Source organism: Ruegeria sp. AF7 (genome assembly GCF_056541885.1).
In genome coordinates, this window is record NZ_JBQFYX010000018.1 from 13,303 (window position 1) to 37,556 (window position 24,254).

Genomic DNA, 24,254 nt, shown 5'->3' on the forward strand with positions numbered 1-24,254 from the left:
AAATCAAGCAAAAGGAAAACAGCAGTATATGAGCTTTGACATGAGCGTCACCATGCAGACGATTGCGGAACTCAGAGGAGTGACCAAGACCTTCGGGAATGTGGTCGCCGCCAAAGACCTGAATCTTTCCATTGGGAAAGGAGAGTTCCTGTCGTTCTTAGGCCCATCTGGTTGCGGCAAAACCACTGCACTTAGGATGCTGGCGGGTTTCGAGAAACCAACCGAAGGTCAGGTGTTGCTCGATGGCGAAGTCGTCAACGACTTGGATGCGCACCATCGCCCAGTCAACATGGTGTTTCAGCACTACGCTCTTTTTCCTCACCTAAGCGTGTTCGACAACATCGCGTACGGCCTGCGCCAACGACGACCACGCGTAGACAAACAAACAATCGCGACAAAGGTTGAGCAAGCGCTGGAAACTGTCCGTCTTGGTGGGTTTGGCCCACGTCGCATCTGGGAGATGTCTGGTGGTCAGCAGCAACGCGTCGCTTTGGCGCGTGCGATCGTAAACGAGCCCAAGCTTTTGCTGCTTGATGAACCAATGGCTGCTCTGGATCGAAAGCTTCGAAAAGAAATGCAGTTTGAACTGCAGAACCTGCAACGACAACTGGGAATAACTTTTGTCCTCGTCACGCACGACCAAGAAGAAGCGCTTTCAATGTCCGACCGAATTTGTGTGATGGAAGGCGGCAGTATTGTGCAGGTTGGCAGCCCACGCGAACTCTATGACATGCCCCGCAGCCGCTACGTGGCTGGATTTGTAGGCACCTCAAATTTCTTTGATGCAACTGTAACTGACGCAGTAGCCGACCAAATCACTGTGCGTTTAGCGAGTGGCCAAAAGGTGCACGGAACTCCGGAGATTCCAATAGATGCAGGGCAGGAAGTTTGCGTCAGTATCCGTCCTGAACAGATCACGCTGACCCGCGCGCTGCCCGCAGCTGAAATTGCTTTGCCAGTTACCATTCAAAATCGGATCTTCCTTGGGGAGCACACAGAATACCTTGCGCGCAACGAAGCACTGGGTGATTTCCACGTACTTGTGCCAAGGCAAGCGGAATTGAACGAGGGGACGTTCAATGCAGGAGAACAGGCCTTTGTTTCATGGGGCGAAGGCGCACTGCTGATCCTGGAAAATTAACAGATCCCGCAATCCAACAACAGAGAGGTTCACAATGACTAAGGATAATGGGACTATTTCCAAGCAAAAGTTCATGGAAGAGCTTCGCCGGTACCAAAAGGGTTCGGTCACACGGCGACATTTTTTGGGCGTGACAGGTCTTGGGATGGCAACGGCCGTTCTGGGCACGGCTATGCCTGGGTTGCGTCCACGCCCGGCATTTGCTGCCGGAGACATTGGCGACCGAGTGATCCTCGCCACGTGGCCGAACTACCATGACGAGATGAACTTCGAAGCCTTCACGGAAGCCACTGGCGCCCACGTTCAGGTCAATGTTTTTGGCTCGAACGAAGAGATGTTGGCAAAACTGCAAGCCGGAGGGTCTGGCTGGGACGTGTTCGTTCCAACCAATTACACGATCACTACGTATGTGGGCGAAGATCTGATCATCCCGCTCGATACGTCCAAACTGCCAAACTACGACGCAGGTTCATTCGAACAGCGCTTTTCAGATGCCGGCTCTGTCGATGGCCAGCTTTACGCGGTGCCGAAAAACTGGGGCACGACCGGCTTTGCAGTGAATACTAGTAAGCTTGACGGCGCTCCGACTCCAACCACTTGGAAAGAGTTCTGGGACCTTACTATGGAAGGTTACTCAGGTCGGACAATCGTGCATGATTACCAACTCACCACCATCGGTAATGCCCTGAAATACTTCGGCTACTCCTTCAACTCGGTCGATGAGAAGGAACTGGCGGATGCCGAGAAATTGTTGCTGGATGCTAAACCGCATCTGTTTGCAATCTCGTCGGATTATCAGCCACCGATGCGTAACGGTGACGCGTGGATGACGATGTGCTGGACAGGTGACGGCAAGCAGATGAATGTCGACATGCCTGAAATCGCCTACGTTCTGGGAGCCGAGGGCGGTGAACTCTGGTCCGACTACTACGCTATTCCTAAGGGCGCACCCCATATGGATGCCGCTTATGCCTTGATCGACTTCCTGCTGAACCCGGAAGTTAATGCGAAAGAAGTCCTCGCTCATGGCTATCCATCGGCTGATGCTCGCACCAATGCGTTGCTGCCGAAGGAATTGCTGGAAGATCCGATCCTTTATCCGGCAGCTGACCTTCTGAATGCGCTCGAGTTTGGCGCGGCGGCTACGCTAACCGATCCAAACCGTGCCGAGTTGCTCGCCCGCTTCAAGTCGGCCTAAGCGGCAAGGCCGCAATATCGGAAAAGACGAGGACAATATGACCGAACGAGGCAGAAAAGCACTGTTGCTGGCACCGGCAGGAATATGGCTTTTGGTAATGCTTGCCCTTCCACTACTGGTCGTCTTCGTCTTTTCCTTTGGCGAACGGGGTGCCGCCGGAGGCTATGTTCCAGCGTTCACTTTGGAACAATATGCCAACCTTCCTGCGCGATGGACGGCGTTTAAGAACACTTTGATCCTTGCACCTCTGGGGACTATCGCTGCGTTGGTAATTGCCTACCCGCTCGCCTACTTTCTTGCGGTGCGTTGTTCACCAAAGTGGAGAACTTCGCTGTTGATCCTGGTGATCGTGCCGTTCTGGACATCGATCCTGATCCGATCATACGCATGGATTTTCATCCTTGGGGGGCGTGGCTTGCCCGCTTTACTAGAGTCGATCGGCATCGATGATGTCCGCCTGATAAATACGCCGTTCTCTGTGCTTGTGGGGATTGTCTATGGGTATCTACCGTTGATGGTTTTCCCAATTTTTGTAAGCTTGGACAAACTGGATAAACGCCTTCTGGAAGCCTCAGCGGATCTCGGCTCTACTCCGTGGCGTACGTTCCGTCAGGTAACACTTCCTCTGTCAATACCAGGTATCGCAACTGGCTGCATGCTGGTCTTCATCCTACTCATGGGCGAATTTCTGATCCCAGCGATCTTAGGTGGCGGAAAAGTGTTTTTCGTCGGAAATGCGCTGGTGGACCTGTTCCTGCAGTCTCGAAACTGGGCGTACGGATCGGCGGTCGCAATGACGCTGGTTGTCGTAATGCTTGTCACTGTCTCAATTTACATGAAATTCATCTCGCGCCTGGGTGGCCAGCGCGAAGATGTCTCGCTGATGTGAGGGTCCGATGCGCTTATACGCGATTTGCGTCTACCTTTTTCTCTATATTCCAATCGGCATCATCGCGCTTTTCAGCTTTAATGCCGGACGACACGCAAGCCAGTTCATGGGGTTCTCGACCCGATGGTATGGCAAAGCGCTCAACAACCCATTTGTTATGGACGCGCTCGAGACCAGTCTGCTTGCGGCATTCATAACTGCTTGCCTCGCATCCACACTCGGAACCATGGCGGCCATCGCTTTACAAGGGGTTAAGGGATGGCTCCGAACTTTATTCGATGCGATGATTTATATTGCGATAATGATACCAGGTATCGTCATCGGTATCGCGACACTCATTGCCCTGGTCACCGTATTTGGCTGGCTAAACCCGCTTCTTGCGAGCCTATGGCCCGATGGAGCAAATCCCCCGCAACTTTCCATGGGGATGCCCACGCTTGTCGCCGCACACACCATGTTCACAATGGCGCTGGTCATAATCATCGTACGTGCAAGGCTATCGGGTATGGACCGTGCCCTCATGGAAGCATCGGCTGACCTCTTTGCGACGCCCTGGGGCACCTTTCGGCAGGTGACCCTGCCGTTGATAGCACCGGCAATTTTGGCGGGCTTCCTGCTCAGCTTCACTTTCTCATTTGATGATTTCATCATAGCGTTCTTCGTAGCTGGCTCAGAAACAACCCTGCCTATCTACATATTCTCATCCATCCGGCGCGGCGTAACGCCCGAGATCAATGCCATCGGCACTATGGTTATGGGCGCGTCGCTCTTGTTGCTCGTTGCAGCGCAACTGCTTTTGCGCCGAGGCGCCTCAAAATCGAATAGTTAAATAAAGGAGCCAAGTGAAATGCGGCTTGCAGGTAAAGTCGCGCTCGTGACGGGCGCGGGATCAGGAATTGGTCGGGCGGGTTCAATGGCAATGGCACAAGAGGGTGCGCATGTTGTGGTAACGGATCGCGATGCAACACTTGCTGAAGCCACTGTGGCCGCGATCGTTGCGCAGGGGAATCAAGCATCTGCCATACAGCTTGATGTGACCGATGACGATGCCCTTACCAAAGCCATAGACGAAGCAGTAAAAAACTTCGGTCGGCTTGACGTGTTGCACTCTCATGCTGGGTTGCAGATCGAAGGAACGCTGGAAGAAGTGGAACCAGATGGAATGGATGCTTCTTGGGCATTGAATGTCCGCGCTCACTTCATTGCCGCGCGCGCAGCCGTCCCCCATATGAAATCACAAGGTGGAGGCAGCGTGATCGTCACGGCCTCCAATTCTGGGGTTCAATACGACCGGGGCATGATCGCCTATGCGACTACAAAGCACGCAGCTGTTGCGATGGTCCGGCAGATGGCAGCCGACTACGCTGTCCATGCAATCCGTTTCAATGCCCTTTGTCCAGGATTTGTAGACACCCCCTTCAATGCAGGCTTCGAAAAGCAGATGGGTGGCCGTGCCAAACTGGAAAGCTACATCGAGCAGGCGATCCCTATGAGTCGGTGGGCGACAGTTGAAGAGATTGGCCATGGGATCGTCTATTTAGCTTCAGATGAATCCGCTTTTATGACGGGGCAAGCCTTGGTTATCGATGGCGGTGAATGCATTTAGTGATGGGTTAGACCGCTCAAGAGAATGTCTATCGCCGCACTTCATTTTTGGTGAGCACATTTCAGTCCGCTTTGGGCTCAGTGTTGCCGTTCTCCGCAGCAAGCATGATTGGCTGGTCCCAGCCTGAAGCAGGCATTCACAATCACGCTTTTCAGTTTTGCACCAAGCCATTGACTAGGACATGCGCGACGTTAAGGAAATCATGTTGTCTGCTGTAAACGACTGAATTGGGCTCGGTGCCATCGTTGTCTGCTGTTAGCATGATTGGCCGCACGTAGCCCGAAGCGGACCTTCGCAACCAAGCTTTGCTAACTCCGAAATACACAACGAAACGGCCAGTTGCAGAGGTTGTATCGGCGGTGGCAACCAACCATTCATGTCGTCGACTAACCTGTTCAACGTCGCACTACAACTTCTCCGAACTGATCCCACGAGGACCTAATCTTCGAAGCGTTCATTTGGCTCGACCACATTTACTTGCTTCGGAACTTGGTCGGTGTCATTCCGGTCTGACCTCGGAAAAAGCGAGTGAAATGGGACTTGTCAGAATAGCCGAGCATCAGTCCGATCTCTGCAATTGTCATCTGGTTTTGTTTGAGGTGCTCCTTGGCGACATCGATACGCAGCCGTTTGATTTCGCGCGGTAGCGTTGTGCCTTGTTTTTGAAGCGCTTTCAGAAACCGTTCCGGTTGTATTCCCAGCATTCCAGCCACCATCTCTGGTCCCAAATCGGTTTCATCCAGTTTGTCGCGTAAGACAGATCGCAAAGCTGCCACCACGGTTACTTCTTCATCTTGTCGAAGTGATGCTATGGGCTTGGCAGAACCCTCAGAGACGTGGTGCAAAAACAACCATTCCACAGGAAAACTAATTTGCATTCCGGGATCAGTCCCAAGGCCAACCTCGATCCCTTTGTAGTCGATAGGCAGCCCATTGATGTATCTGCTTTCCCATCGCACACGGGAAGAGTCCCAGGACTCTCCGACGACGGTCTGCAATAGGCGTACATAGATTGCGGCACCAAAACCGGTCACCTGAATGGGTGGGACGGTTGGTTCCTGTTGCCTCTCGATACGATAAGTCGCTTTGTCTGCTTCAATGACAAGGCTGTGCCGCACAGAATTGGACTCCTGCGGCACGAGCTCAACAAAGCGGGTAAAAAACTCGAACAGCGTTTTTGTAGATTGCAAGGCTTGAGCGAAGGGCGGCCATCCTTGTAGGTCAAACGCTTCCCCTACATTCAGTCCTAGGTATCGATCCCCTGATACTTCTGAGAAAGCATTTACCAAGCCGTAAACCAACTCGGAGTGAACGAACACGGATGGGTTAGTCATCAGTTCAGCTTTCAAGCCGACCTGATCCAATGCTGGTTGCGGATTGATCTTACGTTCGGTGAGATATTGCAGAAAGGGAGCGGCTAAAGAGAGGCGAACAAAGCCCTCGCTATGCTCTCGGGAGGTGGAGTTGAAAGGCAAGCTCATAACCCTTGTTGGATTAGCTTTAAGAAGTGGCCATTTTTGCAGTCACATTCGTACATCCTAATTCAAAAGGGGCAACCGAGCCAATGAATTCCAGACTATAGTTGGCAAAACATGAATATGAAGGGAGTACTTATGTCCGGCTTACGAATGTCTCTTTGCTCGACGGCAATTGTCGCGGCAGTTCTTTCTTTTTCGGCGACCGCGCAGGCTCAGGATCAAGAAGAACCCCAAACGCTGTTTACCAACGTGCATGTCTTCGACGGTGTGAATGAGCAACGCATTGAAAGTGCCAGTGTTCTGGTCGAGGGCAATCTGATCAAGTCCGTCTCAACCGATGCCATTGATGCGCCGAGCGCGACGGTTATCGACGGCGGTGGGCGCACTCTGACACCGGGCTTTATAGAGAATCACGCGCACCTGATGCTCATGGGGCCATCGATTGCCGAGATGGAAACCAACTCGACCTGGGAGGATTTCGCCATCCACGGGACCCGCATGGCCGAAATGTACCTGATGCAGGGCTTCACGACCGTTCGCGATGCCGGGGGCGCTGGCGGCGGGCTGCGGCGCGCAATTGACGCCGGCCAGATCGTCGGCCCCCGCTTTTATCCTTCCGGGGCATTTCTCGGAACACGTGGTGGTCACGCCGATTTCGCATCCTTCACATCTCCGCCGGGTGGGGTGACCAACTTTGGGACTCTGAATATGGCCCAACAGGTCAACGGTGTTGACGAAATTTACATGTATGGCCGCAACAACCTGCGCATGGGTGCCACGCAATTGAAGTTCATGCAATCAGGTGGGGTGATTTCGGCATTCGATCCATGGCAGTTGCTCGCCGGTTCGAAAGAAGAGATCGAGGCCGCTGTTCAGGTTGCCAACGAGTACGGCACCTATGTCATGGCACATTCCTACCGCAAAGAAGCGATCATCAATGCCCTGAATGCAGGGGTCAGAACCATTGAACACGGATTTCACTTTGACTGCGAGATTTCTGCTTTGATGAAAGAAAAAGGAGCGTACATCACGACGAACATCACAGCATTTGATCCAGGCCTACTTGATGTTCCTTCCGTGAAAAACAACCCCAACAGTTTGAGGAAGGCCAAATCGGCCTCGGCGACCTTCGAAGCCTACATTCCAAGTATGAAGGAATGCCCGGCGCCGCGCGGTTTCCAAACCGATTGCGTCGGCTCGGTCGAAGCGTGCAACATCCAGATCGCCTACGAGAAACATCTGAATAACCATTTCTTCGGCCCCTATGCGTCGATGGTAACCCTAACTTCGGTAGGTGGCGAGATCGCGGCACTTAGCGGTGATTTCATGAACCCCTATCCGGAAGGCAAACTGGGTGTGATCGAAGAAGGCGCCTATGCCGACATCCTGCTGATAGACGGCAACCCCCTCGAAGACTTCTCTGTCGTTGGAACAGGCGATCAGTGGTTCGGTGCGGACCCGAGGCCGGACAGCCCGGAAACAATCCGCCTGATCATGAAGGACGGTGTGATCTACAAAAACACACTGGATTGACCAGATAAAGCAGCCGGAGAGCATTCATGCGAAATTGGTTTTGCTCCGCAGTATTCGCAGGGTTGGTTATGTGCGGTTATGATGCTGCGGCGACGCCTGGAACCGCGTTGGACTGGGCAGATCTGCCAGATCCGTCTGCGCAGGTCTTTGATGACCCCTATCGTGAACTCAGCCCCGAACAGTTCGACGATGTTCTTTTCGTTGTGCGTATACGCGGCAGGTTGCAGCAGGAGGTTGGCAGCGCCGAAGAACGGCAGAAATGGCAATTGCTTTTAGCAGAGACCGAAGACGCCTTGGTGTCAGACGGAATTGACGTCGACTGGTTACTCGATCAGCGCGAGGTTGTGACTGAACGTCGAAGAAAGGCTGGAACGAGCGGAAACCCGCAATTCGACGGCAGAACAATCACACTCGCGGGCTTTGCCATTCCTGCTCCAAGCGATCCGGACGGCCGGCCTGTGGCGTATTTGGTGCCAGAAAGAGGGATGTGCAGCCACATGCCTCCACCTCCGCCTAACCAGATGATCCGTGTGCGGTTGAACGGGGACTGGGCGCCTAGCTATTTCCACGAACCCGTTCGGCTGACAGGCACGCTGACTATCGATCCTTCCGTTCATAATATGATGGTTGTGGATGGCCTCATGCCTATGAATGCGACTTTCCAGCTAGAGGCGGAACGTGTCGAAACTCTGGAAACCGAGGCAGACAGGTTGGAATGGAAGCAGCGTGCTGCTGATCGCATCCGCGCGACAGGAAATCGCAAGACCGGTGGGGCACAGGCGTCAAAATGATAAGACTTCTGGTTGCCGCATTGAGCATTGCATTTGCTGGCGCAGCGTCGGCTCAGGGACTATCCGGGCCATCTTCAGTCGAAGCCGATCTTGCGCCCGGAGACGGGCTCACCGATCCGCAATATCGTTCCGATTTTCCACGCAACATCGCACCGGGTTGGTTTCAGCGGAAAGACCGACTGGCTGAGGGTGGTTTTCGGTTCAACATTGACTACCTGGCATTGGGCCAAACCACGGATGCTGATCTGGGAACCGGCGAAGCAGCCAGCGGAATTGCGCGGTTCTACGGCAGTTGGCAGGCAACTGAACGGGGGTCTCTGACATTCAAGATCGAAGACAGGCACAGTTATACTGACGTTGCTCCGCAATTTCTCGGGCTGGATGGCGGAGCCCTTTCAATCACGGGAACAGCCTTCAATGACAACGGTTTGCTTCTGACCAATTTGTTCTGGACCCAAAGGGCTGAGAATGGGTCGTGGGCGCTGCAAGTCGGCCAGATTGATGTAACGGACTTTGTGGATATCTACGGGTTGGTAAGCCCCTACAGTGGTTTTCAAAACCTGTCTTTCAATACCAACCCGACAATCAACACGCCCAACCAAGGCCTTGGTATTGCCGGTGGGGTAAAGCTGAGCGAGAACCTCTACGCCGTTGCCAGCGTATCAGACGCAAACGCCGACCCGTCCGATCCAAACTTTGATGTGTTTAGCGACGGCAATCTCTTCAAGTCGCTCGAACTTGGGTACACGTCCGGCTTTGATCGCATCTACTTCGACAATATCCATCTGACCCTCTGGCATGCGGATGCGGCTGACGATGGCAGTCGAGCAGAAGATTACGGCGCAGCGTTTTCCGCCGCATGGTTTGTTGACAATAAATGGATGCCGTTCTTCCGTGCAGGGGCCTCGAAGGGAACCGCAGCGCTTTATGAACGGTCGATTTCTGCCGGTCTCGGTTACTATGGTCGCAACACCGATTTGGCCGGTCTGGGCCTAAACTGGGCCGAAGCAAGAGGCATAGATGGCGATCAGTTCACGCTTGAAGCTTTCTACCGCTTTTCAATCTCACCCGGACTGCAGATCACGCCATCGGTACAATTCATTTCCGACCCGCTTCTAAATCCCGATCAGGACCGGATTACCCTGTTCGGTCTAAGAACCCGGATCGTTTTCTAATGCGGGGTGAAGGCAGTCACTAAGGGGTGTGCCAAAGGGCAACTAAGAGAGATCAAGCGCGTGCCGGAATTTTCAACGCCGGTCGAATGAAGTTGGGAAGCAAAGGAACAATCTATGAAGATTGCATACGGAATTCTTGCAGCCTTAGCAGTTGTGTTTTTCATCCTTGGAGGCAGCGATGCCCATGCCAAAGACAACAAGGGTAAAAAGCCGAACAAGGGGGGCAAGAACGGTGATGTCAGCATTCAGATAGAAGACAAACCCGGCAAAGGCCCAAAAGCTGTACCACCTGGACAGATCAAGCGCTACACGCGCGGTGCCAAGCTCCCATCTGACCTGGAGTTCGAGGATATTGGGGACCTTTCCAAATGGAAGCTTGGGGAGCCGGGCAAAGGAAACCGCTACATTCTGGTCGATGACGAAGTCCTCGAAGTTACGAATGACCTGTCTACCGTGGTCGATGCCGTCGGCATCGTCGGTGATCTTCTAAATTAGGCGAAAGTACGATGTTTCAGGGCAAGAACTACCTCGTTTGCCCTGACGCTGGCCGGGGCGATCATTTGTGAACCCCGGCCCAAGTTCAAAACCCGGATCCGAGGCGCTACGATGATAAAGGCCCTTCTTGTTCTTTTTGCGCTTGCTACCTTTTCGTCAGCACGCGCCCTACTCGCTCAGGAAAACGGTGCAACTGAAGTCCCGCAAACAATACGCTTTGAGGGCTATGTATAGCCCAGTCGCGAAGCAGAACTGTCGCCTTTGGTGGACAATGTGGTCAACCGGACTTTGCAAAGTCTGCTTTCTGCGCATCGCTGACCTTAAAGCGCGTTGAAGCATTTTGTATTTTGGGCTCTATTGAGACCTTAGCCGCAGCGTTGATGAAGGACCGCTATTCAGATTGGGTCAGAAATGCTTGACGTTTGGGTCAGAATTGAATGACGCGATTTGCAGAATTGTTGAGGTTTTGGCTGTCGATTGAGTCAAATATCAGTGACGTTCCACATTTCCCTAAAAGGCGACATTGGTTCTGCACTGGCGACAGAACTTTTCCAATTTCGCCTCGCGTCCTTGATCCAGCACCTAGACCGATTCCGACTTTACTCAGCGCCGTGAAATTGTCGTATCAAAGAAAATGCAGCATCAAACCGACCCTGATTGGAATGTACGGTTTCACCACTGGTGAATTCCTGCGAAAAGTTCTGAGTGAGCGAGAATGGCACAACTCTGGTTTTTCCAAACAGGTATCCCACGTTTCCTGAGATCCGCAGTTTTCCGCTGTCAGACAGCGATGCGCGAAACTTTTGCGGACGCGACGCATCGGTTCCAGTATTGTCTTGAGCGCTAATAAGTTGAAACCCGGTGGCTGATTTGCGGTACGCCACTCGCAGCGTTTTTTAGGCTTTTCGTCGGCAAGTTCGCCGCCATTGTAACGTGGGTCCGGTCGTCTTTTGAGTTCGATAACATAGTCACCATGGACGGCGTTTTGGGCGCTCTCGTTTGGGGGCGAGTTGGGCAATGCCACCAGTATATGGGGATCTGTTTGTTGGTCGCTCTGCGCGGATGGTTATGGTTTTGCTACATTTTTCAGAACCGCAAAACTTTGTGCTGTGAGGTATCCGGTTCTTTCCGAGCCATTTTGCCCCTGAAACTTTTTCAGAGCTTCACGGGACCGAGGCCCGAAGATCCCATCCACCGGCCCAACTGAAAATCCAAGCGCGTTCAGGCCGCGTTGAATGCTCCGGTAATCGTTTCGGTTCAGATTCAGACTGGCCTCGATGTCCGAATTCGAGCGTGGCAACGGTGCAGGCGCGTCAAGGCGGTTTTCGGTTCCAGAGGGTGAAATCGTCGTTTTCGGGGTGACGAGTGTGGCAATCTTCCGTTTTGTGCGTCCGACCACATCCGTAACCTGTTGAGAATATTGCCCCGCGCGGGTGTCTGGATAAAGCTGCGCGATCAGTTTCAAAGCGCCCTGCTTTGCACTTTCGTCTTCCAGTTGCATGGCCTCGCCCAGAAGACGTTGTGCCGACCGCTCGCGCTCATCGACAGGGCGAACGGCTTTGGCAGCATCTATGGTGGCATCGTTACTATTGATTGGCTCTTTGAGTGCTGCTGGGACAAGGAAAATGTCATGACCGGGCAAAGACCCATAGGTGAATGGCTCCTGATACCCATCTGTCAGTTCGTAAACCGTATCCCGCACCTTCCGGAACATTTTCCCAAGCTCCAGCCCGGGTACCTCGATATGTTCCAAAAAGGCCTCTGCATACGGGCTGTTGCGACCGTCACCATCCAGCGCCAACGTCCCGCCTCGCGCTGAATACCCGACAAGAACCCCACTGGGGTCGATGCGGCCCAACCCTTGACCGATTGATCGGGTTGCAGTGGTTCGAACCATATCGCTCACAAACGGGTTGTTCCGACAGGCATCCACTATGACCAGCTTCAAACCTTTCGCAGTCGAAACGGCGTTGAGCACCGTCTCCAGGCGGATTGCCTCGAATTCTACGTCCTTGTCACTTCTGAGTTCGGCATTGGTCGGTATCAGGTAATTTGTATTGTCGATTTCGATCCCGTGACCTGCAAAATAGACTAACACCATATCGGCATCGACCACATCCTCAGAGAAGTCTCTTAAGGTCAGGCGCAATTCTCGGTAGTCGAGGTTTTGTTTGGAGGTGACATGAAAGCCAATCCTCTTGAGGGCGGCAGAGATATCCTGGGCGTCATTGGCTGAGTTTGGGATATTTGACACATGCTCATATCGTGCATTTCCAATTACCAAAGCCACACGTTTTGCATGAGGTGTTTCCGCCAATGCGGCATTCAATCCGAACATCAAAACGAAGCTCAGACATACCCACGATCCAAAGAAGCCTTGGCGTAATTGGCGCGTTAACATGGCAAAATCGTCCACTGAAACCGGATCTAGTATAGCATAGATGGAGTTGTTGGGCGATGTTGTTGTCAAACCAACTGCTTCACTTGGGCTTTGATGGCCCGTTTTGGCACGCTGTTGAATCTCAACTGGCCAGGCGCAAAAAATGCGCTGGGCCCTATTTGTCTCAGGGCCCAGCCTAAGTTTGAATGGTGAAAAGCTGCTGGTTGAGGGTCAGGCGAGCTTTTGTGAGTTGAGCTTGGTTGGGCTTTCCAGTGTGTCAGGCTGAACGCATCGCTCAGCCTGCCGCCTGACAACATATATTACTCTACAGACACGCCTAACTTCTTAGCTGCTTCGATGTTTGCATTCAGGTGATGTTCGAATGCCGGCAAGACCGCTTCGAAGTGAGCCTTCAATTCGGGCGCATCGGTCTCTGGGATCAGCGCGTCATTCACAGCATCAATTGCGGCGCGGTGAAACGCGATTTCATGCTTGAGGTAAAGAGCGTCGAATTCGGCTGGGTCGGCTTCCCGCAGGGCTGTTGTGACCTTGTCGTGATCCATTGCGGCTTGGATCCGGGATGGCGGAAGAACCGGGACAATTCCCAGGTTCGAGGCAATTTCATGGACTGTCGCACGCACGCCCGAATGATCACCCGATACCATCCTGCCAAGCGCGCGAACCTCTTCGGACTGTCCGCGCAACTCACCCAATAGAGCCGTTTCTATGTCGAAGCTGTTCACCTGCGCGTAAATGCCGATGACTTCGGCATCGCTCAATCCACCTGCGAGGGCATTCGTGGAACTGATCGCCAAGGCGGTTACGATCAAGGGGGCTTCCAATCTTCCAAAGGCCATTTTTGATTTCTCCTGTTTGGAACCAAAGGATGATTTAGGGCTAGCATCGGTCGCATAAATACAGAAATTAGAATAAAAAATGAGATACATGCATGTTTCAAATATATAGGGTGAACTGACTGCCGTTGACCACAAGACCCGCAAAATGCGCCGTTGCCAGACCGTATTCAGTTTTTCGCACTTGGTTGTCGTACCAAGTAAGGGAAAAAGGCCATTCTCTGGCTGCAACCTTTTCAGATGCTTTTCGGAAAACACGCAATCAGCCTGACGAACTGACCTTATGAAGGCTTCCCGAACCTCTGCCAGTGCCCGTTAAATACGGCCCTTCACCAGGTGTGGTACACGTCGCTGCATATGGTCATGAAACTTTGAGATATGTGGGGTAAGCGCCAGGTCTGGTTTCCAAACCCAGTGAAACTCGAATACTGCCGATGATCCGTCATGCGCGATCAAACGATGTGCATGCTCGACCGAGGTGGTCAGCTTGGCGCGCGGCAAAACGCCAGCACCGATCCCGATACTGGCCCATTGCTCGATCACGGGATAGCTGATCGCTGCACCTGGATAAGGTGTGAAATTCTCGGCGTTCTGGGCAAAGAGTATTTCCAATGACCGGTTCAACCCGCAACCGCCGCCAGTCATGATGATTGGGCTCTCTGGCAGCATCGAAATCTCGATTACACCTTTTTCGGGTAGATCAACCCCATCGCTCGGGATGTAGTAAAGAGGATCGCTGTACAGTTTTAGATGGCTCCACCCTGGCTCGATCATGTCGCGGGGAACGATGGCGATATCGACCGATCCATTCGAAAGCCTGCCCGACAGATCATCCAGAAGGCATTCCTTGAAGTAGATGGTCACTTCGGGATTCTCTGCGCGGTAGGGTTGGATCACGTCGTTCAGCAGCTTCATATCGACCAGGGGTGACAAACCGATGCGTAAAACTTTGTGCTCTGGGTAGAGATAGCTTTCGCAAACCTTGCTCATCTCGTCACGGGCGTCGAGGATCGCCTCGAGATAGGGAAGGATATAGGCGCCAAAAGGGGTCAGGTCGACGGCCCGGGTTGTCCGGTGGAAAATCTTCGCCCCGAGCTCTTCTTCAAGCTGCACAAGTGCGTTCGATAAAGTGGGTTGCGTTGCATTACAGATTTCAGCCGCATGGCTGAAGGACTTCGTTCTGGCAATCTCGCGGGCAAACTCTAGATGGCGCAGCTTCACTGGTTATTCCAATTCTTTATCAGTGTCATTTACGATACTTATTTCAAAATAAATATAATCCCTCCTATTTATTTCATCAAGGAAGGAGTGCGACCATGACCCTTACATCCAGTGTCACCCTGCCGACTCTTATCGTCGGGTTTCTGTTAGGGGTTGCAGCCCTTGGGCTTGTTGCCAATGAGCTTGGCAAACGCGCCAATCTGGCGATCCCGTCCCGCTTGCTGCTTTCAGGCGGGCTTGGGATGGGTGTGCTCGCCATCGGCATCAAGGTCGTTATCATGACGGTGCTTTCGCTCACGGACAGCCACGCGATGGCTGCCACCGGAAACGCCATGCGTGATACAACTAAGGAGTTCTTCACCTTTTCAGGAGATGCCTCGGATAAACTCGCCGTCCCGGCAAACCCATCAGGTTTTCGCACTTGGCGTGCGCTGCCCGCAAAACCACATGATCCATCGGGGAATCGGACAACCCCCGAGAAAGTCGCGCTTGGCCGTATCCTGTTCAATGACAAGAACCTGTCGCTTGCGCGCGATCTGTCTTGCGCCTCTTGCCACTCGCTTGCAGATGGCGGCGACGACAATGCCCCTTATTCGACGGGGCATCTTGGTCAAACCGGGGATCGGAATGCGCCTACGGTTTACAACGCCGCGTTTCTGAGCCGCCTGTTCTGGGATGGGCGCGCATCCTCGCTCGAAGATCAGGCCGAAGGCCCATTCGTCAACCCGGTCGAGATGTCGATGCCCACCCTCAGCGCAGTTGAAGAGCGGGTCAAAGAGGACCCACGTTACGAACCGCTTTTTGACGCAGCATTTCGGAGCGAAAACTCGATTACCATCCGCAATATCACCCGCGCGATCGCGGCTTACGAACGTACACTTGTCACGCCCGATACGCCTTATGATCGCTTTGTGAAAGGCGAGGATGAGGCGCTCTCCCAGGCAGCTTTGCGTGGTCTGGTGCTTTTCGACAAGATCGGTTGCCGAAATTGTCATGTCGATCCGATGTTCTCTGCGGCGGGCACTGAAAAGCCACTTGGGATTTACCGAGCATTCCCGGTGTTTTGGGACGGCAATCCCTATCTGGATAAATACGATCTGGTTCTTGATGAGCGTCCCGGCAGGTTTCGCGTGCCCTCCCTGCGCAATGTCGCGCTGACCGCGCCCTATTTCCACAATGGCTCGGTAAGCGATCTGGAAGAGGCGATCAGAGTTATGGCCGTATCTCAGTTGGGACGCACCCTGAGCGATGACCCTTTGGCAGACATTCGCATTGTAGCCGCGAGCGTTGAAGGCACGATTCCAGGGCGGAATACTGACATGTTCACCAATCGCGCGGTAAGCCGACAAGAGGTGTCTGACATTGCCGAATTCCTGCGGTCACTCACGGCGGCCACGCTTCCCGATTAGGTCTTTTGCGTGAAGAAGACCCCTGAAGAGGTGTTAGATCAATCAATCGACTTTGCCGGTTTCGATTGTAGGGGTCGCGATGCCCACCGCTCAGGGTAAACGACAAGAAGGCTACATCCGTGGAGTACGCTCCGAGACGATATTCTCGATCGCATCGGCAAGGTGGACGTCAGCAATCGCAAGATCACCGCGTTCAACGCGTAGCCTGTGCGCTTCGGCCAGAACGTCACCGTGAGTCGCACCTTCAGGTGGCTCAAAGCGGTAACTCGCAAGTTCGATCCTCAATCCCAAGGGGTCGTGGAAATAGATCGAGTTCATGAATCCCCGATCTTTGATTGGTGTATGCTTGATACCCCTCTCGTCGAGCCGTTCCTCGACCTGCATGAGAACTGAACGGGACACCGCGAAGGCCAGATGATGAACCGCGCCAACCTGATCCCTGAGCAAACTGCCGGACGGTTTCCGATCTTCATTGGTGAACACCGTGATCGTCTGACCGTTACCCGCGGCAAAGTACAGGTGACCCTGTGAATGATCGTCCAGGTTGGGTTGATCGAAGATAAGCGAAAACCCGAGAAGACCCTCCCAGAAGTCTATTGACGTTTGCCGGTCTGCACCAGTCAGGGTGATGTGGTGAATGCCCTGTGCCTGCAACTTGCGCATGTTGAGTTCCCTCCCGTTTATTAAGTTTGCATCTCGCCCAGCTAGTTGAAGGTGAGAAGAAAACAAGCGCCTTGATTGCTTGGTACAACACTGAGTTGCCCACCGATTGCTTCCATGGTCGCTTTGACAATATTCAGGCCCATACCCGTGCCACCGGCCTCTCTTTTTGTTGTAAAGAAGGGCTGCAAAATCTTGTCCTTGTTCCCTTCACTGATACCGGGGCCATTATCCGCAATTCTTAGACAGACGACACCGTCGTTTTGATAGGCTGTCAGCACGGCATTCTGCGCGCCGTGTTGCTGAGCGTTCTCGAGCATATGTGTCAATATGATGTGCAGGGTGGGTGCCGCGACGGGCAAGGGCAGGTGATCGTTCTCAGTCTTGATCGCAAGCGCGGGGAAAGTCTGGACGACCTGATCAGTGATGTCGTTCAGACAGCATGTACCGTTAATGGCGCTCTGATCGGCCAGGCTGAAGGCGCGCATGTTGGCCAGCAGATCCTCCATCCGCTTTCCGCCCTTGTCCACAGTGTCCAGCAGGCGGTGTTTCTGCGCTGGTGACAAATCATCGTCGCGCAGCAGCTCTGCCGCGCCTTTCAAGGCGGTGAGGGGTGACTTCAGCTCGTGGGTGACATGGGCGGTGTACGTTTTCAATCCGTCCTGCTTGTCCTGCAAGCGTTCCGTCAGCGATTGAAAACTCTGGCTCAGATCCGCAATTTCCCGCGTGCCAAGCTGGTCTGGTGGTTCCCATGCCTGACCACCATGGCCCGCCATCTGGCTGCGCTGGATCAACAGGTGGATCGGCCGGGTGATGAACCGCCAGAACACGTACCCGATTAGCGCCGCGGACAAAGCAACAAATGCCGCGGCTTTGGCAAGGTTGAAACGTTCGCCGTACAGAAAGCGGAAAATATGGTTCGGGGTACGGCTCAGGTAAACCGCCCCGATAAGGGTCTGATCCACGAACACTGGCATCGCCACGAAAACGCGCACGCGGGCACCGCGGCTGAGGGTATAAAGTGCAGGCGTTGCATCCTCTCGCACGCGGGTGCGCGCGACCGAGACGGTTTTCCCTGAAAGGGCCTCGCGAACCTCGTCAACATGGCCCAGCTTTTGGCCGATTTCCGCAGTACCGGCAAACACGTTCCCATCGAGGTCCAGCATCCGGTAACCCGCAAGGGTTTGCGCCTGTGCGGCGTTGGCGATGCGGTTTAGCGGGGCGGCGATGGCCTGATAAACCGAACCGGGTCGAACGGTTGCCGGTCGCGCGTCCGGGCGCGGCGGCAGAACCGTTTCGCGATTGACCGACAGCGATGGAAACACCGCGTGCTCGGTTGAGATTGCACTCGGGCGGGGCGGCTTGATCCCGGCTGCATCTGCATAAAGCTCGGCATACGCCGCTGACATGACCGCAGCCTGTGTCAGCAGGCTTTCTTCGGTCTGTTGCACCAGTTGACTGTCGTAAAAACGGAACAGGATCAGCCCGGCAAAGGGCAGGCACAGGACAATGCCCAGCACCAGCAGAACGATGGTCCACAATCTGGGGCGCCATTTGCGGTTCAGCCGGGCGTGCATGCACCCATCCTGAGGCCGACACCGTGAATGGTCACGATCCCTTCGGCACAGCCGGCCTGGGCCAGCTTGGCACGGACATTGCGTATATGGCTGTCAATGGTGCGGTCCGAGACGTGGATGTTGTAGCCGTAAAGCGCATCGATCAGCTGCGCCCTTGACAGAACACGGTCGGGACGGGCCATCAGAGTTGCCAGCAGCCGAAATTCCGAACCGGTCAGCGTCACGGGCGTTGAAGCGAACCTGCACAGGTGACGCTCTGCATCCAGGTGCAGGCTGCCTTGCGACAACACCGGATCGGGCTGGGCAGGTGTCGGAGCGCTGCGTTTCAGAATGGCCTTGATCCGGGCCACCAATTCGCGTGGGGAAAAGGGTTTCGTCAGATAATCATCGGCGCCCAGCTCCAGCCCGACGATACGGTCGACCTCGTCATCGCGGGCGGTCAGGAACAGGATCGGCACGTCCGAGGATTTGCGGATGTCCCTGCATACTTCCAGACCATCCTTTTCGGGCAACCCGATATCCAGCACGATCAGATCGGGGCTTTCCTGACGGTTTGTATCAAGCGCGGTCAGGCCGTCGCTGGCCAGAAGTGGCGCATAGCCTGCCTTTTCAATCGCGAACCTTGTTACCTCAAGGATATCCGGATCATCGTCGACAACAAGAATGCGTGCAGGCATCAAATGGGGTCCTTCAACTCTGCTGCCGATAATAGGCTTGGATTCGCCATCTCCGAAAGCCCCATTCGCGCCAGTTGGTGATTGCATCCTTTTTCAGATCATATCGCATCCATACGTCACAGACTTGCTGTCCGGTTCTGGTTTCATGATCGCGGATAGCGGGGTAAGCATCAGCACCAAGGCTGCATATGTAATCGGTATCCTGTTGCGTCAGAGCGCTGCCGTGGCTCAGATTGTAGCTGGCAATGACTGATGCGAAATTCACAAAGTTGCAGATATACAAGACCACCAGAAGCGCTGCAAAACAACGCCGCAGAAGCCAGATTGTACCAAAGCCGCGTTGGATTTGCACCACGATCAGCAGCAAACCGGTGAAAACCAGCGCCATCCATATGAAGGCGGCCACCCGCAAATAGGTAAGCGCATAGGCGTCGACGTAATGATGCAGCCGGATGGCAGCTGTCAGCACCAGGAACACGTTTTGCGCCAACCACATATAGATCAGAATGCGCAACGTCCGGTCCGCGCCGATCATGCTGTGAGTGACCAGAGTGAATACGCCCGCCATCAGGGCCGTCGCCACCAGCGGATAAGCGCCCCGATGGGCATAAGCGGCATAGCTCATCCCTTGAGGCAGGGATACACCGCCGGTCAGGATACCAAGGTCCATCACGGTTTGTACAAGGAACATCAGGTTGAACAGCAACAGCGAATTGCGCACCGAGATTGGATTGATCAGAAATGCAGCCCGGCTTGGGCCTGTCTTCGGCATGGTGGCTGGGCGGGCAATGCCGCCCAGCCATGGATCGCTGAGGTTTAGGAACGGCCACAGCAGCGAGGCCATAACACCCCAGAACAGAAGCCGCAGCCAAAAGTACCCTTCGAACAGAAGACTTGGGTCCAGCTCTGCCAGAAGATCTTCCAGCACCGGATTGGCGGCGGCCAGTAAGGCAAGGAAGACCGTACCCAATAGCAGCGGCAAGGCCAGCGAGGCTGCGTGGCGGCGGCTGTCGGACCCAAGATCGGCGGCCACTGCGGTGCGACATGTGTCGCGCAGCAAAAGCGTCGCGCCGATGGAAGGCAGGCGCAGGGCGGAGCGCAGCAGCAGACGTTCGTTTACGGCCTGACCGAATAGCGCCCAGGTGGCCAGACTGACCAAACCAGCAAGGCTGAACAATAACGATAGAAGCTGCAAATCGATGGCCACCGGCAGGTTGGTGAACAAGGCAAATGCGGCGGCTATGAGCCATTCCGTTGCAGTCGCCCGCCGGGGTTTCATCGCCATGATCGCGGCGGACAAGACCAGCGCGAAGACTGAGACAGAAATGCCTAGCGGTTGTTCCCAAAACAACCAATCAGCAAGCGCTACCAGCGATGCAAGAAGCGGGATCGCATGGCGCATTTTCAGCGTGGACATCAGAGAGCCACTCTGCTGTCGTCTGTTGCCTCTCCATCGGGGGACTTCGTCCATCTTTCCCAGCCACCACGCGTCCAGCACGATGCTGTCCGGCACGCCGCGAATTGTCAGTTCCTGCCTCATGTCCTGTCTCCTGCTTGCAGGTTTCCTTTCCCGGCAGATTGCCTGCGGCGCTTGCATCTTTGGCGCGACGTATCCGCAGCCTTCATGGGGCTTTCGTGCAGAAAATGTGCAGAGGCGGTGAAAGGCATTACCCACCACGGGTTCCGAGCTGCAACTCGCGCCGGGCAATAAAAGCGACGCGATCAGGCATTGAACTGCAAGCAAAAGCGCAGTGTGACACAGTTGAACCTTCCCCTAAGAAGCGGTTCGCCGTTATGGCTGGGGAAACGGAGGATCGAACATGGCTAACCCTCTCTATGATGATTTGTTTGGCATTCACGCCGACAAAGATACGGCTTTCCTGCACCTGACAGACGGGACGACCGTCACCTATCGAAACTTTCTGAGTACAGCCGCCCGGATCGCCCATGTGGCCACGCAACTGGGCCTAAAACCCGGGGACCGGGTTGCGGCTCAGGTCGATAAATCGCCTGAGGCGCTGGCGCTATACGCGGCATGCGCGCAGGCAGGCCTGGTTTTCCTGCCGCTGAACACCGCCTATACCGTGGACGAACTGACGTATTTCATCGAAAACAGCGGCGCGTCACTTGTTGTCTGCGATGGCCGAAGCAAAGACCAACTGACCCTGATTGCCGTGCGTTTTGGGGGCAGGGTGGAAACGCTGAATGCGGATGGCTCGGGCTCGCTGATGGATCTGGCGGTTGCAATGCCAGACAGCTTTGCGACCGTGGATCGGGACGGTGAGGATCTGGCGGCGTTTCTTTACACGTCGGGCACCACCGGACGTTCAAAAGGCGCGATGCTGACCCAGAACAACCTGTTGTCCAATGCGCGGACACTGGTCAAAGAGTGGCGGTTCACGTCGGAAGACGTTCTGTTGCACGCGCTGCCGATCTTTCACACGCATGGGCTGTTTGTGGCCACCAATATCATTTTGGCTGTCGGCGGAAGCATGATCTGGCTGCCAAAATTCGACCCGGATCAGATCATTGACAGGATGCCTGACGCCACGTCGATGATGGGCGTGCCGACCTTCTACACGCGCCTGCTGGCAGACGCGCGTTTTACCAGCGAGCTGACCAAACATATGCGCTTGTTCGTATCGGGTTCAGCCCCATTGCTGGCGGATACCCATACACAATTCCAGGAGCGTACCGGGCATCGTATCCTAGAGCGCTATGGCATGACTGAAACCAATATGAACACCTCGAACCCCTATGACGGCGAACGTCGCGCGGGCACGGTCGGGTTTCCCTTGCCGGGGGTCGAACTGAAGATATGCGATGCAGACGGTAACCCTTTGCCGCAGGGTGAAATCGGTGAGATCGAAGTGCGTGGCCCGAACGTGTTCAAGGGATATTGGCAGATGCCGGAAAAGACGGCCGCCGAGCTGCGCGAAAACGGGTTCTTCATCACCGGTGATCTGGGACGGGTCGACGAAGATGGGTATGTCCATATCGTCGGGCGCAACAAGGACCTGATCATCTCGGGTGGCTACAATATCTACCCCAAGGAAATTGAGCTGGTTCTGGACAGCCACCCCGGTGTTCTGGAGAGCGCAGTGATCGGCGTGCCGCATCCCGACTTCGGTGAAACCGTGCTGGGCCTGATTGTAGCGGAACCCGGGCAGTCTCCGGATCTCGACGCGGTCATGGTTGCAGTGCGCGACAGCCTGGCGCGGTTCAAACATCCCCGCACGCTTATTCAACTGGGTGAATTGCCCCGCAATACAATGGGAAAAGTCCAAAAGAACATTTTGCGCGACCAGTACAGGGATATGTTCAAAGCTGGGTCATAAGCACATAATGGCAGAGCCTAGATAAGCGTCGGAAACTTGATATAGTCCTCAAAACCAATGGGGACAGAAGAATATGAACAATCGTTTGCGCAAAATCACCATCGTAGGTGGCGGCACGGCAGGTTGGATGACCGCGTTGATCCTGGACATGGTGTTTTCACGCACTTCAGCAACAAAAGACCGACCACATATCTGCCTGATCGAAAGCCCCAACATTTCGACCGTGGGTGTGGGTGAGGCTACGGTGCCACGCATGCCGGTCACGCTCCGTCAGGCGGGCATTTCCGAACGGGATTTTTTCCGCGAGACAAACGCGTCCTTCAAGCTGGGTGTGAAGTTCTGCAACTGGAACAAAGACCCCAAAGGAAAACGCATCGATTACGTGAACCCCTTTGCCCATGGCCAGATGCTGGAAGGGTTGGACGCCGCCGAGTATTTCCTGCGCTTTGGCAATGGAGAGAGGGACTTTACACAGTCCATCTCGCCCCACGATCATCTGGGACGTCTGTGCAAAGGCGCGCGGCAGCTGGGTCAGCCCGAGTTTGAACAGCGTTTTGGCTATGCCTATCATCTGGATGCGGTGAAGTTTGCGGGTATGCTTACCACGGTCTGCACAAAGCGCGGCGTCGAGCATATCCAGGACGAGGTACAGAAGGTCGAGCTGGATGAACAAGGCAACGTCAGCCATCTGATGCTGGAGCGGGCAGGACGTCATGACATCGAAATGGTCATCGATTGCACAGGGTTCCGCGGCCTGATCATCAATCAGGCACTGGGCGAGCCGTTTTTGGATTATTCGGACTATTTGCCCAATGACCGCGCCATGGCGTTGCAGGTTGAACACCGCAATCCCAATAAAATCGAAAGCCTCACGCGGTCGACCGCGCTGGGCGCGGGGTGGACGTGGCGGGTGCCGCTCTACAATCGAGTGGGTACGGGCTATGTGTTCTCCTCGGCGCATCGAACGGATGATCAGGCGGCCGACGAATATCTTGAATGGCTGGGTGACAGCGGCAAGGGTTTGACGCCGCGGATCATCCCGATGCGCGTCGGGCGCGTGCGCAACGCCTGGGTCAAGAATTGTGTGGCAATCGGTCTGTCAGGCGGGTTTATCGAGCCGTTGGAAAGTACCGCGATCCACATGATTGACCACGCAGTACGCTGGTTTGCAGAACACTTGCCGACGCGCGACGTCGCCTCGTCACTGCGGGCAAGATACAACCGGCAGATGGACAAGCTGTATAACGAGGTTCTGGAATTCATCTGTCTGCACTACCGATTGGGCAACCGAAAGGATGATCCCTATTGGATCGACGCGCGGACAGAGATGAAGATACCGGATCGGCTGGCCGAGAATCTGGAGTTGTGGCAGCACCGTCTGCCGATGGATCACGATGTGGAATTTGCCACGCTGTTTGACCATCGCGTTTATCAGACGGTTCTGTTGGGCAAACAGGTCTATGATACGGGTTACGGTACCGGCATACGAGATCGTTTGCGGCCGTTGAAGAAAGTGATCTGGTTCCAAGGCATGCAGCGCGCGAAAGAGGATCTTGCGCAGATAGTCAAAGTGATGCCGGATCATAAAACGCTGCTGCGCGATATCCGGGGTGAGCTGGAAAAACCGGTCTTTGGAATGGCGAACGTGGCGAAACCGACGGTTGCGATGCCGGGCACGAAACCCGCACCTGTTACGATCCAGAACATGCCGAACTTTGCTGAAATCCAAAGCGGCGCGAAGGATTTGCAACTGTTCTAACGGTTCTCTGCCCTTACGAAGGAATTCAATAAACTGAAGGGCGAGGCATTCAGGCCCCGGCCTTCAGGGCGGT

At 54.5% G+C, this 24,254-nt stretch carries 20 protein-coding genes; 12 read left to right on the top strand and 8 right to left on the bottom strand.

Going from position 1 to position 24,254, the window contains the following annotated elements:
* Window positions 1–40: 40 nt before the first annotated feature.
* From ACR0AP_RS18080 to ACR0AP_RS18100, 5 genes are read left to right on the top strand one after another with little or no spacing between them, the layout of a single operon-like run.
* Window positions 41–1,141: an ABC transporter ATP-binding protein gene (locus tag ACR0AP_RS18080; RefSeq protein ID WP_253282989.1), complete on the top strand. Its 1,101-nt coding sequence runs from the start codon at window positions 41–43 to the stop codon at window positions 1,139–1,141.
* A 34-nt stretch (window positions 1,142–1,175) separates the two neighbouring features.
* Window positions 1,176–2,339, top strand: a complete 1,164-nt coding sequence (locus ACR0AP_RS18085) for an ABC transporter substrate-binding protein (RefSeq protein ID WP_480508404.1) — start codon at window positions 1,176–1,178, stop codon at window positions 2,337–2,339.
* Between the two features lie 37 nt (window positions 2,340–2,376).
* Complete coding sequence (locus ACR0AP_RS18090; protein ID WP_171176820.1) at window positions 2,377–3,228, top strand: ABC transporter permease; 852 nt, start codon at window positions 2,377–2,379, stop codon at window positions 3,226–3,228.
* 7 nt (window positions 3,229–3,235) lie between these two features.
* Complete coding sequence (locus ACR0AP_RS18095; RefSeq protein ID WP_171176822.1) at window positions 3,236–4,057, top strand: ABC transporter permease; 822 nt, start codon at window positions 3,236–3,238, stop codon at window positions 4,055–4,057.
* A gap of 18 nt (window positions 4,058–4,075) precedes the next feature.
* A complete protein-coding gene (locus tag ACR0AP_RS18100; protein WP_170463241.1) occupies window positions 4,076–4,834 on the top strand; it encodes an SDR family NAD(P)-dependent oxidoreductase in 759 nt (252 codons plus the stop codon).
* Between the two features lie 473 nt (window positions 4,835–5,307).
* Here ACR0AP_RS18100 and ACR0AP_RS18105 read toward each other — a convergent pair whose 3' ends face one another.
* On the bottom strand, window positions 5,308–6,315 hold the full coding sequence (locus ACR0AP_RS18105) for a helix-turn-helix domain-containing protein (RefSeq protein WP_170357373.1): 1,008 nt from the start codon (window positions 6,313–6,315) through the stop codon (window positions 5,308–5,310).
* 132 nt (window positions 6,316–6,447) lie between these two features.
* Here ACR0AP_RS18105 and ACR0AP_RS18110 point away from each other — a divergent pair, with 132 nt between their 5' ends.
* From ACR0AP_RS18110 to ACR0AP_RS18125, 4 genes are all read left to right on the top strand, one after another.
* Window positions 6,448–7,845, top strand: a complete 1,398-nt coding sequence (locus ACR0AP_RS18110; RefSeq protein ID WP_480508407.1) for an amidohydrolase family protein — start codon at window positions 6,448–6,450, stop codon at window positions 7,843–7,845.
* A gap of 26 nt (window positions 7,846–7,871) precedes the next feature.
* Window positions 7,872–8,636, top strand: a complete 765-nt coding sequence (locus ACR0AP_RS18115; protein ID WP_480508409.1) for a DUF3299 domain-containing protein — start codon at window positions 7,872–7,874, stop codon at window positions 8,634–8,636.
* Complete coding sequence (locus ACR0AP_RS18120; RefSeq protein WP_171363496.1) at window positions 8,633–9,811, top strand: carbohydrate porin; 1,179 nt, start codon at window positions 8,633–8,635, stop codon at window positions 9,809–9,811. The genes ACR0AP_RS18115 and ACR0AP_RS18120 overlap by 4 nt, the downstream gene beginning before the upstream one ends.
* A gap of 114 nt (window positions 9,812–9,925) precedes the next feature.
* Window positions 9,926–10,306, top strand: a complete 381-nt coding sequence (locus ACR0AP_RS18125; protein WP_170337130.1) for a hypothetical protein — start codon at window positions 9,926–9,928, stop codon at window positions 10,304–10,306.
* A gap of 1,066 nt (window positions 10,307–11,372) precedes the next feature.
* Here ACR0AP_RS18125 and ACR0AP_RS18130 read toward each other — a convergent pair.
* The 3 genes from ACR0AP_RS18130 to ACR0AP_RS18140 all read right to left on the bottom strand — a co-directional run bounded on the left by ACR0AP_RS18130 (window position 11,373) and on the right by ACR0AP_RS18140 (window position 14,761).
* Window positions 11,373–12,644: a caspase family protein gene (locus ACR0AP_RS18130; protein ID WP_480508411.1), complete on the bottom strand. Its 1,272-nt coding sequence runs from the start codon at window positions 12,642–12,644 to the stop codon at window positions 11,373–11,375.
* A gap of 362 nt (window positions 12,645–13,006) precedes the next feature.
* The gene (locus tag ACR0AP_RS18135; protein ID WP_480508413.1) at window positions 13,007–13,543 is read right to left on the bottom strand and encodes a DUF4142 domain-containing protein; all 537 of its coding nucleotides are present in this window, start codon (window positions 13,541–13,543) and stop codon (window positions 13,007–13,009) included.
* 312 nt (window positions 13,544–13,855) lie between these two features.
* On the bottom strand, window positions 13,856–14,761 hold the full coding sequence (locus tag ACR0AP_RS18140) for a LysR family transcriptional regulator (RefSeq protein ID WP_480508415.1): 906 nt from the start codon (window positions 14,759–14,761) through the stop codon (window positions 13,856–13,858).
* A gap of 95 nt (window positions 14,762–14,856) precedes the next feature.
* On the opposite strand from ACR0AP_RS18140, the gene ACR0AP_RS18145 reads away from it, so the two are divergent.
* A complete protein-coding gene (locus ACR0AP_RS18145) occupies window positions 14,857–16,170 on the top strand; it encodes a cytochrome-c peroxidase (protein WP_480508417.1) in 1,314 nt (437 codons plus the stop codon).
* A gap of 111 nt (window positions 16,171–16,281) precedes the next feature.
* Here the strand turns inward: ACR0AP_RS18145 and ACR0AP_RS18150 are convergent, their stop codons facing one another.
* Genes ACR0AP_RS18150 through ACR0AP_RS18165 form a run of 4 tightly spaced genes read right to left on the bottom strand, consistent with a single transcriptional unit; the run spans window position 16,282 to window position 20,624 of the window.
* On the bottom strand, window positions 16,282–16,833 hold the full coding sequence (locus ACR0AP_RS18150) for a VOC family protein (RefSeq protein WP_209505961.1): 552 nt from the start codon (window positions 16,831–16,833) through the stop codon (window positions 16,282–16,284).
* A gap of 41 nt (window positions 16,834–16,874) precedes the next feature.
* The gene (locus ACR0AP_RS18155; protein WP_480508419.1) at window positions 16,875–18,407 is read right to left on the bottom strand and encodes a sensor histidine kinase; all 1,533 of its coding nucleotides are present in this window, start codon (window positions 18,405–18,407) and stop codon (window positions 16,875–16,877) included.
* The gene (locus tag ACR0AP_RS18160) at window positions 18,392–19,084 is read right to left on the bottom strand and encodes a response regulator (RefSeq protein WP_480487262.1); all 693 of its coding nucleotides are present in this window, start codon (window positions 19,082–19,084) and stop codon (window positions 18,392–18,394) included. The genes ACR0AP_RS18155 and ACR0AP_RS18160 overlap by 16 nt, the downstream gene beginning before the upstream one ends.
* 13 nt (window positions 19,085–19,097) lie before the next feature.
* Window positions 19,098–20,624 carry a DUF4153 domain-containing protein gene (locus tag ACR0AP_RS18165; RefSeq protein WP_480508421.1) on the bottom strand — a complete coding sequence of 509 codons (1,527 nt, stop codon included), beginning with the start codon at window positions 20,622–20,624 and terminating at the stop codon, window positions 19,098–19,100.
* Window positions 20,625–20,904: 280 nt separating this feature from the next.
* Here ACR0AP_RS18165 and ACR0AP_RS18170 point away from each other — a divergent pair, with 280 nt between their 5' ends.
* Both ACR0AP_RS18170 and ACR0AP_RS18175 read left to right on the top strand, forming a co-directional pair.
* The gene (locus tag ACR0AP_RS18170) at window positions 20,905–22,422 is read left to right on the top strand and encodes a malonate--CoA ligase (protein WP_480508423.1); all 1,518 of its coding nucleotides are present in this window, start codon (window positions 20,905–20,907) and stop codon (window positions 22,420–22,422) included.
* Window positions 22,423–22,495: 73 nt separating this feature from the next.
* A complete protein-coding gene (locus ACR0AP_RS18175; RefSeq protein ID WP_480508425.1) occupies window positions 22,496–24,181 on the top strand; it encodes a tryptophan halogenase family protein in 1,686 nt (561 codons plus the stop codon).
* Window positions 24,182–24,254: the final 73 nt, after the last annotated feature.

Excerpts from the sequence above, each read along its gene's own strand:
- ACR0AP_RS18105 (WP_170357373.1), bottom strand. The coding sequence starts at position 6,315 with ATGAGCTTGCCTTTCAACTCCACCTCCCGAGAGCATAGCGAGGGCTTT.
- ACR0AP_RS18095 (WP_171176822.1), top strand. The coding sequence starts at position 3,236 with ATGCGCTTATACGCGATTTGCGTCTACCTTTTTCTCTATATTCCAATC.
- ACR0AP_RS18090 (WP_171176820.1), top strand. The coding sequence starts at position 2,377 with ATGACCGAACGAGGCAGAAAAGCACTGTTGCTGGCACCGGCAGGAATA.
- ACR0AP_RS18135 (WP_480508413.1), bottom strand. The coding sequence starts at position 13,543 with ATGGCCTTTGGAAGATTGGAAGCCCCCTTGATCGTAACCGCCTTGGCG.
- ACR0AP_RS18115 (WP_480508409.1), top strand. The coding sequence starts at position 7,872 with ATGCGAAATTGGTTTTGCTCCGCAGTATTCGCAGGGTTGGTTATGTGC.
- ACR0AP_RS18145 (WP_480508417.1), top strand. The coding sequence starts at position 14,857 with ATGACCCTTACATCCAGTGTCACCCTGCCGACTCTTATCGTCGGGTTT.
- ACR0AP_RS18120 (WP_171363496.1), top strand. The coding sequence starts at position 8,633 with ATGATAAGACTTCTGGTTGCCGCATTGAGCATTGCATTTGCTGGCGCA.
- ACR0AP_RS18125 (WP_170337130.1), top strand. The coding sequence starts at position 9,926 with ATGAAGATTGCATACGGAATTCTTGCAGCCTTAGCAGTTGTGTTTTTC.
- ACR0AP_RS18160 (WP_480487262.1), bottom strand. The coding sequence starts at position 19,084 with ATGCCTGCACGCATTCTTGTTGTCGACGATGATCCGGATATCCTTGAG.
- ACR0AP_RS18110 (WP_480508407.1), top strand. The coding sequence starts at position 6,448 with ATGTCCGGCTTACGAATGTCTCTTTGCTCGACGGCAATTGTCGCGGCA.
- ACR0AP_RS18170 (WP_480508423.1), top strand. The coding sequence starts at position 20,905 with ATGGCTAACCCTCTCTATGATGATTTGTTTGGCATTCACGCCGACAAA.
- ACR0AP_RS18155 (WP_480508419.1), bottom strand. The coding sequence starts at position 18,407 with ATGCACGCCCGGCTGAACCGCAAATGGCGCCCCAGATTGTGGACCATC.
- ACR0AP_RS18080 (WP_253282989.1), top strand. The coding sequence starts at position 41 with ATGAGCGTCACCATGCAGACGATTGCGGAACTCAGAGGAGTGACCAAG.
- ACR0AP_RS18085 (WP_480508404.1), top strand. The coding sequence starts at position 1,176 with ATGACTAAGGATAATGGGACTATTTCCAAGCAAAAGTTCATGGAAGAG.
- ACR0AP_RS18150 (WP_209505961.1), bottom strand. The coding sequence starts at position 16,833 with ATGCGCAAGTTGCAGGCACAGGGCATTCACCACATCACCCTGACTGGT.
- ACR0AP_RS18100 (WP_170463241.1), top strand. The coding sequence starts at position 4,076 with ATGCGGCTTGCAGGTAAAGTCGCGCTCGTGACGGGCGCGGGATCAGGA.
- ACR0AP_RS18175 (WP_480508425.1), top strand. The coding sequence starts at position 22,496 with ATGAACAATCGTTTGCGCAAAATCACCATCGTAGGTGGCGGCACGGCA.
- ACR0AP_RS18165 (WP_480508421.1), bottom strand. The coding sequence starts at position 20,624 with ATGAGGCAGGAACTGACAATTCGCGGCGTGCCGGACAGCATCGTGCTG.
- ACR0AP_RS18130 (WP_480508411.1), bottom strand. The coding sequence starts at position 12,644 with ATGTTCGGATTGAATGCCGCATTGGCGGAAACACCTCATGCAAAACGT.